Genomic DNA, 13,533 nt, shown 5'->3' on the forward strand with positions numbered 1-13,533 from the left:
CATGATCACGGACGCGCTAATCGTATGTTTATGTGATGAATGCTGGTCCGAGATCATCGCGCCCCGGGCGCCGTGCCACCAGGCGCACCCCGCCCCACGCGCAGGGGGAGAGCCCGCAGCACGGCGAGGACCGGACGCCGCCGCCCGGCGCCCGGTCCGACCGGCGCCGCACCGCCCGCCGGGCCCGGGCCCGGCGGGCGGTGCGGCGCCGGAACGCGGCGCTCGGCCTCGCCGGGCTGCTGGCCGCCGTCACCGGCACGCTGTACCTGGTGCACGGAGCCGGTGGCGGGCAGGCCGCCGCGAGGTCCGGCACCGGGAGCGGTCCGTCCGGGGAGCCCGCCGCGGCCGGCCAGGGCACCTCCGCCGCACCCTCGGCGCGCGGCGGCAACCACACGGGTACCGGAACCGACGGCACCCTCACCCTCGCCTTCGCCGGCGACGTCCACTTCACCGGCCGCACCGCCGGCCGGCTCACCGTCGACCCCGCGCTCGGCCCGATGTCCGCGCAACTGGCCGCCGCCGACTTCTCGATGGTCAACCTGGAGTCCGCGATCACCACCCGCGGCACCCCGCAGGCGAAGATCTACCACTTCCGCACCAGCCCCGCCGCCCTCACCGCGCTGCACGACTCCGGCGTCGACGCGGTCACCATGGCCAACAACCACGCCGTGGACTACGGCCCGCAGGGCCTGGCCGACTCCGTGGCCGCCAAGCACGCCTCACCGATCCCGGTGATCGGCATCGGCGCGAACCAGGCCGAGGCGTACCGCCCGTACACCGAGACCGTGCACGGCGTGCGGCTGGCGGTGCTGGCCGCCAGCCAGGTCTACGACATCACCAACTCCGACTTCCGGGCCGGTCCCGCCACCCCCGGCATCGCCTCCGCGCTGGACCGGCCGCGACTGCTGGCCGCCGTCCGCGCCGCGAAGGCGCACGCCGACGTGGTGGTGGTCTACCTGCACTGGGGCATCGAGGGCGAGAGCTGCCCGGTCGCCGACCAGAAGTCGATCGCCGCCGACCTGTCCGCGGCCGGTGCCACCGCCGTGGTCGGCACCCACGCCCATGTGATGCTCGGCTCCGGCATGCTCGGCCCCACCTATGTCGCCTACGGCTTCGGCAACTTCCTCTGGTACGGCTCCTCGCCCTACCCGCACTCCGACGACACCGGCGTGACCACGATCACCGTCACCCGCGCCGGCAAGGTCACCGGGGCGCGCTTCACCCCCGGGACCGTCGGCGGTGACGGGGTGCCGCAGCCGCAGACCGGTGCGGCAGCCGCCGGGATCACCGACCGCTACGGGCAGTTGCGGCGCTGCTCCGGCCTCACCGCCCCGCCCGGCGGGTAGTGCGAGGTCACCGTCCCGGCGGCACCCGGTCCGTGGGTATTGGTCCGGGTTCTGTAACGGTGCCGGTGCTGCCGCTCGGGCGCGGAACCGTACGGTGGGTGACGGCATCTATCCGATCGCGGACCGGGCGGCGACCCGGTCGCGCCAAGGAGCCGAGCGAGACGGAAAGCGGGCGGGGTACACATGACGGCACGGGGACGGATACCGGAGCAGCCGCCGTACGAACCGGGCGGGAACGGGGCGGGCGGCTCCGACGGGAACAGCGGCCCCTACGGGAACGACGGCGGCTGGAACGGCGGACCCGAGTGGAACGGCGGCCCCGGCTGGAACAGCGGGCCGCCGCAGCGCTCGCGGGCGAAGTCCGCCCCGCAGGTGGTCGCGATCGCGCTGGCCGTCGCCGTCGTGGTACTCGCCGCCGTCGTCACCGCGATCGTCGCGCCCGGTTCCGGCAAGCACTCCTCCGCCGCCGACGACCCGAAGGCCCCGCAGAACTCCGCGCATTCCGGCTCCACCGGCACCGCGGGCACCGGCAAGACCGGCGGCGGCTCCGGCGGCAAGGGCGGCCACTCGACGGCTCCCGGCCACCACTACCCGCTCGTGCCCGACTCGATCGTGCACGCCGCCGAGACCCCCGGCAAAGCCGTCAACATCACCATCGACGACGGGCCCGACCCGTTCTGGACGCCGAAGGTGCTGGCCGTGCTGAAGAAGCACCACGTGCACGCCACCTTCTGCATGATCGGCCCGCAGGCCCGTGACAACCCCGCCACGGTCCGCGCGGTCGTCGCCGCCGGCCACCGGCTGTGCGACCACACCGTCCACCACGACGAGGGCATGGACAAGAAGCCGGTCGCCTACCAGGAGTCGGAGATCCTGGACGCGCTGAACATGATCGAGCAGGCGTCCGGCGGCGCCCGGGTGTACTACTACCGCGCCCCCGGCGGCGCCTTCACCCCGGCCAGCCGCGCCTTCGCCGCCCAGCACGGCCTGCGCCCGCTCGGCTGGAACATCGACACCAAGGACTACGAACGCAAGGGCGTCGGCACCATCGTCAGCACCGTCAAGTACGAGATCGGCAACGGCCCGACCATCCTCTTCCACGACGGTGGCGGCGACCGCTCGCAGACCGTGGCCGCGCTCGACCAGACCCTGACCTGGTTGCAGAGCCAGGGCTACGCGTTCAGCTTCCCGCAGGTGAACTGACCCCCGCCGCAGGCTCCTTGAGCACCGCCTCCATCACCGCGCGGGCGATCGGCGCCGCGTTGCCGCCGCCGGAGATGTCCGCCCGCACCGCGTCCGCGTCCTCCACCACCACCGCGACCGCCACCGCGGCCCGGCCGCTGCCGGGCGGTTTGGCGTAGGACAGGAACCAGGCGTACGGCGTACCGGCGTTGGCCAGGCCGTGCTGCGCGGTGCCGGTCTTCCCGCCGACCACCGCGCCCGGGATCGCCGCGTTGGTCCCGGTGCCGTCGTTGACCACCGCCTCCATCAACTGCTGCAGCGCCGCCGCCGTCCGCGTGCCGACCGCCTGGTGCAGGGTGTGCGGCCGGGTCTCGGACACGGTGGTCCCGGCGTGGTTGGTGACCCGGTCCACCAGGTAGGGCGCCATCAGCCGCCCGCCGTCGCCGACCGCGGCCGCCACCATGGCCATCTGGAGCGGCGTGGCGGTGGTGTCGTACTGCCCGATCGAGGAGAGCGCCACCTGGTCCGGACTCATCGTGGTGTCCACGTTGCTCTTCGCGACGCTCGGTGGGACGCGCAACTCGTTGTCGTTGAAGCCGAACAGCTCCGCCTGCGCCACCACGTCCTGGGCGCCCAGGTCCGCGCCGAGCTTCGCGAACACCGTGTTGCACGAGTAGCGGAAGGCGTCGTACACGCTGGCGTCGCGGCAGCCCGGGCCCTCGTTGGTCAGCGCGACATCCGTGCCGGGCAGCCGGTACGGGTCGGGCGAGTCGGTCGGCGCGCGCAGGTCGGTGACCTCGCCGCCGGCCAGCGCGGCCGCCGCCGTGACCACCTTGAACGTCGAACCGGGCGGGTAGGTCTGCCGGATCGCCCGGTCCAGCATCGGCTGTTCGGGGTCGGCGTTGAGCCGCTTCCAGGCCGCCGTCACCGAAGGGCCCGCACCCGACAGCAGACCCGGGTCGTAGGACGGCGAGGAGACCAGCGCGAGGATGCGCCCGGTGGCCGGGTCGAGTGCGGCCACCGCGCCCCTGCGCCCGGCCAGCCCGTCGTACGCGGCCTGCTGCGCGGCCGGGTCGATCGTGGTGTGCACGTCGCCGCCGCGCTGCCGGGCGCGGGTGATCTCCCGCCACAGCGGCTGCTCGTGAAGCGCGGGGGAGGTGCCGTCCAGCAGGCCGTTCTCGGTGCCCTCCAGCAGGGTGGCGCCGTAGGTCTGCGACGCGAAGCCGGTGACCGGCGCGTACAGCGGGCCGTCGGCGTAGGTGCGGATGTACCTCAACTGGCCGCTGGTGGACCGCGATCCAGTGACCGTGCGGGTGCCGGCGAGGATGTCGCCGCGCGGCCGGGCGTACAGCGCGATGTCGGCGCGCCGGTTGGCGGGGTTCGCGGCGTGGCCGCCGGCCTCGACGAGCTGCACCCGGGTGGCGTTGGCGAGCAGCGCGAGCAGCAGCAGGAAGCAGAAGGCGGCGGCGTGCCGCACGCAGCGGTTCACGCCGTGCTCCCCGTGCTTTCCGGGTTCCCCGTGTTCCCCGGGGTTTCCGGGTTCCTTGGCCTCGCGGGCGGCGGGGTGTCGGGGCCGGCCGTTCCGGCCGTTCCGGCTGCTCCGGTCGTTCCGGTCGGCGCGGGCTGTTCGGGCTCCGGGCGGCGGGCCCGGTCGCTGATCCGTACCAGCAGCGCCACGATCAGCCAGTTGGCCACCACCGACGAGCCGCCCTGCGCCAGGAACGGCATCGCCATGCCGGTCAGCGGGATCAGGTCCATCACCCCGCCGGTGACCACGAACACCTGGAGCGCCAGGATCGACGCCAGGCCCGCCGCCAGCAGCCGCCCGAACGGGTCGCGGGTGGCCAGCGCCGCCGCGAACCCCCGGGCCACCAGCAGCGCGTACAGCCCCAGCAGCGCGCACAGCCCGGCGAGCCCCAACTCCTCGCCCGCGGTGGCCAGCACGAAGTCCGACTTCGCGGCGAACCCCACCAGGTACGAGGAGCCCTGGCCGAGCCCGGTGCCCAGCGCCCCGCCGTTGCCGAAGGCGAACAGCGACTGGGCGAGCTGGCTCGGGCCCTGCCCGGCGGCGATCGACGCGAACGGGTGCAGCCAGTCCCGCACCCGCGCGTGCACGTGCGGTTCGGTCCCGCCCACGGCGGCCGCGCCGGCCGCCGCCAGCAGCAGCCCCACCGCCGTCCAGCCGGTCCGCCCGGTCGCCACGTACAGCATCACCACGAACAGGCCGAAGAAGAGCAGCGAGGTGCCCAGGTCGCGCTCCAGCACCAGGACGCCGACGCTCGCCAGCCACACCGCGATCACCGGCCCCAGTACCCGCCCGGTCGGCAACTGCAGCCGCCGCAGCCCCTTCAGCCGGCCCGCGACCGGCAACGGGCGCCCGGCGTACGCCAGCGCCGCGCGGTTCGCCGCCAGGTAGCCCGCGAAGAAGATCGCCAGCAGCACCTTCGCGAACTCGCCCGGCTGGATGGAGAACCCGGCCGCCCTGATCCAGATCCGCGCCCCGTTCACCGCGGGGAACGCGATCGGCATGACCAGCAGCGCCAGGGCCGCGGTCACGCTCACGTACGTGTACCTCGCCAGCACCCGGTGGTCGCGCAGCGCCAGCACCGCGACCGCGAACAGGCCCACCCCCAGCGAGGACCACACCAGTTGGGCCGGCGCCGCCCGCGGGCCGAGCACCGGCTCCAGGTCCAGCCGGTAGACCAGCACCAGGCCCAGGCCGTTGAGGAGCACCGCGATCGGCAGCAGCAGCGGATCGGCGTACCGGGCCCGCGCCCGCACCGCCACATGGGCCAGCAGCGCGAGCCCGCCCAGCCCGCCGCCGTATGCCAGCGCGTCCTTGGGCACCGCGCCGCTGCGGGCCAGCCCCACCTCCGCGTAGCCGTAGACCGAGATGCCCACCGCCGCGACCAGCAGGCACAGCTCCACCCCGCGGCGGGCGGCCGGGCGCGGCCGCGCGGCGCCGTGCGGGGGCACCGGGCGCGGCGGCCCGGGCGGGGGAGGAGCGGTCGCCGACGTTGCGCTCATGGGCCGTCACGCTAGCAACCGGCGACCGCTATGTCCGTTAAGTCGGATGCCGTGCCCCGTGCCGCGCCCGCCCGGCGCCTGCCGCCTGACCCGCCCGGCGCCCGCCTGCCGCCGGCCCCCGCGTCCGCCCGGTGCCTGCCGCCTGACCCGCCCGGCGCCCGCCCTCCCGCTGTCGGTGCCCGGCCCTAGGGTGGCCGCCATGACCCCCGCAGACGCCCCCGACGCCCCCGACGACCTCGCCGACCTGCCCTACGCCGAGCTGCTGCGCCCGCACACCGGTCCGCTGGAGGTCGAGGGCGACTACGACACCGTGCACTTCGACCGGATCGACTTCCCCGCCCGCAGCCGCGCCACCGGGTCCCGCTTCCTGGAATCGGCCGTCACCGACTGCTCCTTCGCCGAGACCGACCTGCGCGGCGCCCGGATGAACGACCTGTGGGCGTCCGGCAGCCGGCTGACCGGCGTCTCGCTCGCCGAGAGCAACTGGCTGGACTCCGCGCTGATCGGCTGCTCGCTGGCCGGGGTCGAGGCGTTCGGCTCGGTGCTGCGCCGGGTGGTCTTCCGCCGCTGCAAGCTCGACTCGGTGAACCTGCGCGCGGCCCGGCTGCACGACGTGGTCTTCGAGGACTGCGTGCTGCGCGACGTCGATCTCGGCGAGGCCCGGCTGGACGGGGTGGCCTTCCCCGGCAGCCGGTTGGAGCAGGCCCGCCTCGGCCGCGCCGAACTGAAGCGGACCGACCTGCGCGGCGCCGTCGGCATCGACCTCGCCGACGGGTACGAGAGCCTGCGCGGCGCGGTGATCAGTTCGGGGCAACTGCTGGACCTCGCACCCGCCCTGGCGCAGACTCTCGGCATCACCGTGAAGGACCGCTGACCGGCCGCAACAGGCGTCCCGGGACACGTGTTCCGCCACCCCTGGTGACTGCCTTGACAGGTGCTCTGTTGCGCGATCGCGCCATTGCGGATTCCGGCCGGTCGGCGGGCATTGTCCGGATCACCCGCTTCCTGGTTCGCTCTTCTTACCGCCCCCGGCGAGAAGGGAACGACTCAGTGCAGGAGATCGAGTTCCGGAGCGCACACCATCTGTGTGTCGAGACGGACCCGGCGCTGTGCGTGCCCTGCCAGGAGCGGCTGGATCGGCAACTCGCCTTGCTTCCCCGGGTATACGGCGAGTTGGAGGTCGCGCTCGTACCGGCGCCGGACTCCGGCGACCGAGAGACCGGCACTGCCCGGCCCGGCATCCCCCTGAACGGGCCGGCTGTCGAGGCGCGCGCCGCTGTACGAGGCACTCTCGCCTCCTGGGCCGATCTGATTGTCGAGGGCCGGACCGTTCGCCTCCCCCTGCGGACGGTACCGGCCCTCGCCGCATTCCTGCGCCGGCATCTGGGTTGGCTGGCCGTACACCCGGCCGCCGACGACGCCGCCACGGACATAGACGCGGTACTCCGCGAAGCCCTGCGGATACTGCGCTTCCCCAGCTTCCCCGCCGTGCCCACCGGCATCGGCGCCTGCTGAACCCCCAGCCCGAGACTTCCTGCGGAGCCGTCCCCCCATCACCGCGGCCCCCCACACGCAGGAAGCGCTGTACGGCCCGTGAACCATCTCGGGCCGTACAGCGCGGGGGCTGCGGGAGACGATCGGAGCTCTAGGCCGGCGGGTACCAGATGGTGGGAGTGAACACCCGCTGGCCGGTGCCGCTGTCGGAGTCGCTCGACGTGAGGGTCGCGGACTGTACCGCGGCGGTGTGCGGGGTGCTGACGGCTGGCGGAGTCACGGGGGGAGCACCAGCGGCGACGGCGACACCGGTGCCGCCGATGGAGCCGAGTGCGAGCGCCAATGCAGCGACGGCGGGCGCGTGGGCCCTGAGCCATTTACGCGACATCGGATTCCTTAGCAGTCAAGGCCGGGGGTAGCCTGAAGTGGTTCCTGAGCTCAAATGCGCATGAGCCTGCTCCAGGATGCCAATGCCGCCAAGTGGAGCACCACGTTCCGATGGTGCGAAAGTACGCCATGGCGCGTACGCGCACATTCAGATGAGGTCATTGGTAGCCGCAAGTACACCGGCCTGGAATCGGCTCTCCGCATCAAGATAGCGCATCACCTCTGACACCAGGCGACTCACTGTGCGCAGGGATACCCCCAGTTTCCTTGCGATGCGCTCATCGGTCAGGCCGTTCGCGAGCAGGCGCAGGGTGGTGCGGTGCTGCTCGGTCAGTTCGTGCTCGTCGTCCGGGTTGGTCGACGTCTTGGCCGTGTGTGGCACGGCGCGCAGCCAGCAGTCCTCGTACACGGCCAGGTAGGAGCGGACCAGGACCGGCCCGCGGATGACCACCGCGGGGCCGTCCGGGTCGGAGGGTTCGGCCCGGGTGAGCGCGGTGTGTTCGTCGGCCACCAGAAGGTCGAACGGCACCTGGGGAATGAGCCGGACTTCCGCGCCGAGCGCCGCCAGATCACTCAGGTATTTCCGTTGCCGGGGGCCGGAATTCACGCTCTGGCCGTAAAGGGCGCGTACCCGGATGTTCTTCTCGATGAACGCCCGGTCGGAATCGAGCGAGCTCTCCAGGAATTCCGGTGGGGGCAGCGGACCCGGATGCATGGAAGAGACGACTTCCGAAACCGTCGCGCCGAAATCACGGACGAACTCCCGGCGGCGGGCCGGCCCGCTGAGTACCTCCACCTCGACGTCGGCGGGCTCCCTGGTCACCATGGGGCGGTACCGCTCCATCAGCGTCTCGGCCGCCTTGACCACGGCGGTCAGCTCATCACGCTGCGCGAGGAGGGTCTCGCGCTGCCTGGCCAGCAGCCCCATGAGCGCCGTGTCGGGTTCGACGGAGTCCGTCTTGCCCGGCCGCCAGCTCGGCCGCACCAGCCCGAGGTCGTCCAGCTCGCGCCAGCCGGCCGCGGCCTCCTCGTCGGCCAGGCCCAGGCTCGCGTTGACCGTCTCGCGCTCGCAAGAGCCGTTGGCCAGCAGCGCCCGGTATATCGCGAGTCCGATACCGGCCGCGTCCGCGTCCCCACGTCGTGCCACACCGGCCACGTCCGCTCCCCCTCACTTCACACCCTGTGTTGCCCCGGCGGGCTCGCGCGGTTGCCGAGTCGACGCCCGTAGCGACTTTAGCAATGGATACGTCAGGTGCCAGAGGCGCTGCTTCGGCCTTCCTTTGTCGGCCGACGGCGCACCACCCCATAATCGATCACACGACCGCCGAACGCCACCTTTCCGATGGACGGCAGAAAGAGGTTCCCGATGGCAGAGCCGGGCCTTTCCGACGGCCCCCTTCCGGCGCGGAGCCGGTCGGCGGGACGGCCGGTGCCCGTGGTGCTCGTCGGCGCGGGGAAGGTCGCGCACGCCGCGCATCTGCGGGAGGTGCGGGACCTGCCGGGGGAGCTGCGGCTGGCCGCCGTCGTGGAGACCGACCCGCGGCACGTCGGCGCGCTGCGGCACTCCGGGTTCGGCGGGGTCCCGGTGTGCGGGTCGGCCGAGGAGGCGGTGCGGGCCGGGGCGCGGGGCGCGCTGGTGTGCACACCGTGGTGGACGCACCGCGAGGTGGTCGCGGAGTGCCTGGCCGCCGGGCTGCCGGTGCTGTGCGAGAAGCCGGTGAGCCTGGACCCGGCGGAGATCGACGAGCTGGCCGCGGCCGAGCGGCGCACCGGACTGCCGGTCGCGGCCGGCTACATGAAGCGGCACGACCCGGTGGTGCGGCTCTTCGTCGACCACTGCCGCGACCGCCTCGACCAAGCCCGCCGCTTCACCGTGGACATCCACGACCCGAACGCGCCGCACCAGGTCGCGCACCTGGTGCCGTACGACCCGCCGCCCTTCGGCCCGCAGCCGCCGCCGGCCCGGGAGGCGCTGGCCCGCGCGCTCGGCCCGGGGTCCACCGGCGCGCAGCGGGAGGCGTACGCCCGCGGGCTCGGCGGATCGCTGATCCACCAGGTGAACCTGGTGCACGCGGCGCTGGCCGGCAGCGGCCGGGAGCTGTACGGATCGCTGCTGCACGCCGATCTGTGGGCCGGGGGCGCCGGCGTGAGCTGCCGTTGGCGCCCCGACGACGCGCTGCTGGTCGACATGACCCATCAACGGCTGCCCAAGCACCGCCGCTATCGGGAGGTGCTGGAGTTCACCGCGGAGGACGGCGTGGCCACCCTCACGCTGCCCTCGCCGTGGGCGCGCGACGAAGCGGCCACGCTCACCGTCGAGAGCTGGGACGCCGGGCGCGGGCTGGCCGAGCGCCGCGTTCACACCGCGGAGCCCGGGCACACCGGGTTCCGGCGGCAGCTCATGGCCTGGGCGCGGCAGCTGAGCGGGGAGGGGGACACCGCGCTGCCCGGTCTGGCGGATGTGCGCCAGGACGCCCGGGCGGTGCGTGAGGCGGCCCTGCGGTTGAGCTGACCTGAGGCGGGGTGCGGCGGCCCTTGTGGCCGGGCTGGCCTGAGGCGGCGCGTGAGGCGATCCCGTGGCCGGGCTGCCCCGAGGCGGGGTGCGCGGCGATCCCGTGGCCGGGCTGACCTGGGGCCGTGCGCGGGCGATCCCGTGGCCGGGCTGCCCCGCGGGGCGCGTGGAGATCCGGGTTCGGGGTACTCGCCGGGCAGGAGCTCCTTCACACGGAGGTGACGGCACATGCTGATCCTGGGACTTCTGCTCCTCGCCTGCACCGCGGCGTTCGTCGGACTCGCGATCGCGGACAACATCTCGGGCGGCCCGCACTACGACGTGAGCATCCTCGGTCACCACATCGCGTCCATGAACGTGCTCGCGATCTTCTGCGCCGGACTCGCGCTGGCCCTGATCTTCGGCCTCGGCTGCATGATGGCGATGACCGGTGGGCTGCTGCACCGCCGCAAGGCGCGCAGGAACCGTGCCATCCGGCGTGACGCGGCCGCCACCGCCCGCGAACGGGACACGCTGGCGGCGCGGGTCGGCGACGAGGACGCGGCGGCGGGCGCGCCCGCCGGGGCCGGGACGGCCGCGGCCGGCACCGGCGAGGGCTCGCACCGGGTCGACGCGCCATCCCGTCCACGGCACCACGCGCGGCATCTGTTCGGGCACTGAGCGCGCACAAAACGGCGGCCCCGGGGAAACCCGGGGCCGCCGAACGATGCGGTGACGGCCCCGGGGGGGGATGGGGGCCGCCACGCAGGTCCTACGTTACGCGTCTTCGGCGGGTGGTGTGGCGAAGCACGGCCATTCGGCGTGGCGAATTCGCGGCATCACCGAAAAAGACGGCAGCCGGGCCGGCGACCACGGGGGGAGTCGCCGGCCCGGCCGGTCCTGTGGGCCGTCGCCAGTCGTCGGGCGCGACCCGCGCGCGACGATCAACATGCAGGCCCCATCCTGGACTTCGAAGCTGTCGTCGTCAACGGAGGTAAACCGGACAGGCGGTGCTTTTCATCCTGGCTCAAAGATGGCTCGACAGCGCCGCGATGGCGCGCTCGGCACCGCCCGCGCAACCGTTCGCCGTGCTCACCGCCGGGCGCGGGCGGGCTGGGCGGCGGCCAGCGCGCGCCCGGCCGCGGTGATCCGGGCGAGTTCGGCGAGGTCCGGCTCGGCCGGGTCGAGCAGGGGCGGGCGCACCCCGCCGACGTCCAGACCGCCCTGGCGTACTCCCGCCTTGACCAGGGCGACCGCGTAGCCGGGCACCCGGTCGCGCAGCGCCACCAGCGGGCGGAAGAAGGTGGCCAGCAGTCCCTCGACGAGGTCGCCGTCGCCGCTCTCCACCGCCCGGTGGAAGGCGGTCGAGATGTCGGGTGCGAAGCAGAACACCGCCGAGGAGTACAGCTCCACGCCGATCTCCCGGTAGGCGGGCACCGAGACCTCGGCGGTGGGCAGGCCGTTGAAGAACCGGAACGGCTTGCCCTCGCCCCGCTCGCGCAGCGCCTGCCGGACCGAGGTCACGATCCGCGCCATCAGCTCCAGGTCGCCGTAGCCGTCCTTGATGCCCACGACCCGCGGCAGCAGGGCGACTTCGGCGGCCGAGGCGGGGTCGAGGACGGCGGTGCCGCGGTGGTAGACGATCACCGGCAGGTCGGTCGCCGCCGCGACCTGCTCGACGTAGCGGACCAGGCCGGCCGCGGGGGAGCGCACCAGGTACGGCGGCATCAGCAGCAGGCCGTCCGCGCCGGCGGCGCGCGCCGCGCGGGCGAAGGCGCGGGCCAGCGGGAGCGGGCCGCCGGCGCCCGCGTAGACCGGCACCCGCCCGCCGGTGGCCTCGACCGCGGCGCGTACCGCCAGGGCGTACTCCTCGGGCTCCAGCGCGTGGAACTCGCCGGTGCCGCAGGCCACGAAGACGCCGCCGGCGCCGGCGTCCAGGCCGGCGCGGACGTGGCGCGCCAGCAGGTCGGGGGCGACCTGCCCGGTGGGGGTGAAGGGGGTGACGGGGAAGAACAGCACGCCGTGGAAGAGGGACACGTCGTTGGCTCCTTGCGGTTCAAAGGTGGGCTCGGGGACCGTGCGGGCGGCCGCTCCACCCGCGGTGCCGGACCTCGCGGCGGGCGGGTGGCCGCCCGCGCGGTCTCGCTCCCGGAGCTGCGCCCGGCGGCTTCGGCCGGTGCCCGTGGGTGCGTGCTCCTCCTCCCGGCGGACGGGTCCTCGCCGGGAGGAGGAGTGGGGGTCAGCTGCTCGGGGTGACCGTGATGTCGGTCAGGCCCTTGCCGCCGCTGGAGGTGTTGGAGTCGTAGACGACGTTCTGGTCGTCGTCGGCGCACTTCTTGTTGTTCGTGACGTTGATGCCGTAGCCGTCGGAGGCGGTGACGGAGAAGGTGTTGCCGGCGAAGGTGTTGCCGCAGCCGTAGGGCGACTGCGCGGTGTGGGTCTGGAAGCCGTCGAGGTAGGGGTGGGAGACCTTGTTGCCGTCGATCCGGTAGCCGTCCCCCTTGGCGTCGATCGTGGAGTCGGCGGAGTTCTCGTTCTGCTCGCCGGTGCCGTCGAAGGTGTTGCCGCTGACCACGCCGTTCTTGGTGCCCTCCTTGATGTCCAGGCCCTCGGCGGCGACGTTCGGGCCGATCCGGTTCTTCAGCACCTGCACGTCGTCGGAGGCGTCCACGCCGCTGGAGCCCGCGTAGCAGGCCCAGTTGCTCTTCGCCGAGCCGATGTAGACGCCCTCGCCGTAGCCGGGCTGGTTCTGGCCGGTGTCGTGGACGTAGGAGTTCTCGATCACGCCGTCGGAGCTGCCCTTGCGGAAGTGGACGCCCTCGTCGCCGATGTTGCGCACCTCGACGCCGTCGATGGTCACGTGCGGGGCGGCGTCCATGACGATGCCCTTGCTCGCGGTGTCGACGGTGAAGCCGGTGAGGTGCCAGTAGGCGGCGCCGTCGAGGTACAGGCCGTAGCCGGTGCCGCCGGTCGGGCAGGACGAGGCCGGGGTGGCGGCGGATGCGGCGCGGGCGGCGGTGGGGGACGCCGCCCGCGCGTTCGTGGCGACCGCGGACGGGCCGGTGTACTCCGAGCTGTGCAGGACCGCTTTGGCGCTGCCGACCAGGGTGATCGGCTTCGACGAGGTGCCCGCCGTGGTGGCGACGAACTTGCCGGTGTACGAGCCGTCGGCGAGCTGGATGGTGTCGCCCGGCGCCGCCGCGGCGAGGGCCGCCACGAGCTGGTCGGAGGTGGACACGGAGACCGTCGCGGCGTGGGACACGGCGTGGGACGAGGCGGCGGGGCGGGCGGCGTCGGCCGCGGTCGCGTACGCGCTGCCGCCCGCCGCGACGAGCCCGCCGGTAGCGGCGAGCGCGGCCAACGCGGTGGTGAGCAGGGGTCGGTCGGGCATGTGGGGTGCCTCCCGGATCGATGGCGTGCCGGCGCGATCGAGTTCATGTGCATGAATTCAAGTCGCAATACTGAACCATTGCGACGTCTGGTGAAGCTAGGGTGACTGTCCGTCCGCGTCAAGAGGGCTGCGCAAACGTGTCGGAACCCTTGACCGCGCCGCCGCCTCGCCCTAGGGTCCCGGCTATTCCTGGATGTGGACATGATTCCAGTACA

At 73.5% G+C, this 13,533-nt stretch carries 12 protein-coding genes; 6 read left to right on the plus strand and 6 right to left on the minus strand.

Annotated features, from left to right (window positions below; all coding sequences use genetic code 11):
• Positions 1 to 35 precede the first annotated feature (35 nt).
• Both ACIPAE_RS01130 and ACIPAE_RS01135 read left to right on the plus strand, forming a co-directional pair.
• A complete protein-coding gene (locus ACIPAE_RS01130) occupies positions 36 to 1,346 on the plus strand; it encodes a CapA family protein (protein ID WP_402442074.1) in 1,311 nt (436 codons plus the stop codon).
• 183 nt (positions 1,347 to 1,529) lie between these two features.
• Complete coding sequence (locus ACIPAE_RS01135; RefSeq protein WP_402442076.1) at positions 1,530 to 2,549, plus strand: polysaccharide deacetylase family protein; 1,020 nt, start codon at positions 1,530 to 1,532, stop codon at positions 2,547 to 2,549.
• Here ACIPAE_RS01135 and ACIPAE_RS01140 read toward each other — a convergent pair.
• Complete coding sequence (locus ACIPAE_RS01140; protein ID WP_402442078.1) at positions 2,527 to 4,017, minus strand: penicillin-binding transpeptidase domain-containing protein; 1,491 nt, start codon at positions 4,015 to 4,017, stop codon at positions 2,527 to 2,529. The genes ACIPAE_RS01135 and ACIPAE_RS01140 overlap by 23 nt on opposite strands.
• On the minus strand, positions 4,014 to 5,555 hold the full coding sequence (locus ACIPAE_RS01145; RefSeq protein WP_402442080.1) for an FtsW/RodA/SpoVE family cell cycle protein: 1,542 nt from the start codon (positions 5,553 to 5,555) through the stop codon (positions 4,014 to 4,016). The genes ACIPAE_RS01140 and ACIPAE_RS01145 overlap by 4 nt, the downstream gene beginning before the upstream one ends.
• A gap of 199 nt (positions 5,556 to 5,754) precedes the next feature.
• Here ACIPAE_RS01145 and ACIPAE_RS01150 point away from each other — a divergent pair, with 199 nt between their 5' ends.
• A complete protein-coding gene (locus ACIPAE_RS01150) occupies positions 5,755 to 6,429 on the plus strand; it encodes a pentapeptide repeat-containing protein (RefSeq protein WP_402442082.1) in 675 nt (224 codons plus the stop codon).
• A gap of 176 nt (positions 6,430 to 6,605) precedes the next feature.
• Entirely contained in the window at positions 6,606 to 7,070 is a 465-nt protein-coding gene (locus ACIPAE_RS01155) for a hypothetical protein (RefSeq protein ID WP_328469216.1), read from the plus strand.
• Between the two features lie 130 nt (positions 7,071 to 7,200).
• On the opposite strand, the gene ACIPAE_RS01160 is transcribed toward ACIPAE_RS01155, so the two are convergent.
• Both ACIPAE_RS01160 and ACIPAE_RS01165 read right to left on the minus strand, forming a co-directional pair.
• Positions 7,201 to 7,437: a hypothetical protein gene (locus ACIPAE_RS01160; RefSeq protein WP_366414269.1), complete on the minus strand. Its 237-nt coding sequence runs from the start codon at positions 7,435 to 7,437 to the stop codon at positions 7,201 to 7,203.
• Positions 7,438 to 7,584: 147 nt separating this feature from the next.
• On the minus strand, positions 7,585 to 8,592 hold the full coding sequence (locus ACIPAE_RS01165) for a helix-turn-helix transcriptional regulator (protein WP_366414270.1): 1,008 nt from the start codon (positions 8,590 to 8,592) through the stop codon (positions 7,585 to 7,587).
• A gap of 210 nt (positions 8,593 to 8,802) precedes the next feature.
• On the opposite strand from ACIPAE_RS01165, the gene ACIPAE_RS01170 reads away from it, so the two are divergent.
• Together ACIPAE_RS01170 and ACIPAE_RS01175 are read left to right on the plus strand one after the other, a co-directional pair.
• Entirely contained in the window at positions 8,803 to 9,948 is a 1,146-nt protein-coding gene (locus tag ACIPAE_RS01170; RefSeq protein WP_402442085.1) for a Gfo/Idh/MocA family protein, read from the plus strand.
• A 228-nt stretch (positions 9,949 to 10,176) separates the two neighbouring features.
• Positions 10,177 to 10,608 carry a hypothetical protein gene (locus tag ACIPAE_RS01175; protein WP_402442086.1) on the plus strand — a complete coding sequence of 144 codons (432 nt, stop codon included), beginning with the start codon at positions 10,177 to 10,179 and terminating at the stop codon, positions 10,606 to 10,608.
• A gap of 411 nt (positions 10,609 to 11,019) precedes the next feature.
• Here the strand turns inward: ACIPAE_RS01175 and ACIPAE_RS01180 are convergent, their stop codons facing one another.
• On the minus strand, positions 11,020 to 11,964 hold the full coding sequence (locus ACIPAE_RS01180) for a 5-dehydro-4-deoxyglucarate dehydratase (RefSeq protein ID WP_329364849.1): 945 nt from the start codon (positions 11,962 to 11,964) through the stop codon (positions 11,020 to 11,022).
• Between the two features lie 202 nt (positions 11,965 to 12,166).
• The gene (locus tag ACIPAE_RS01185; RefSeq protein WP_402442088.1) at positions 12,167 to 13,318 is read right to left on the minus strand and encodes a right-handed parallel beta-helix repeat-containing protein; all 1,152 of its coding nucleotides are present in this window, start codon (positions 13,316 to 13,318) and stop codon (positions 12,167 to 12,169) included.
• Positions 13,319 to 13,533 lie beyond the last annotated feature (215 nt).

This window comes from Streptomyces sp. NPDC087270 (assembly GCF_044744625.1).
GTDB lineage: Bacteria > Actinomycetota > Actinomycetes > Streptomycetales > Streptomycetaceae > Actinacidiphila.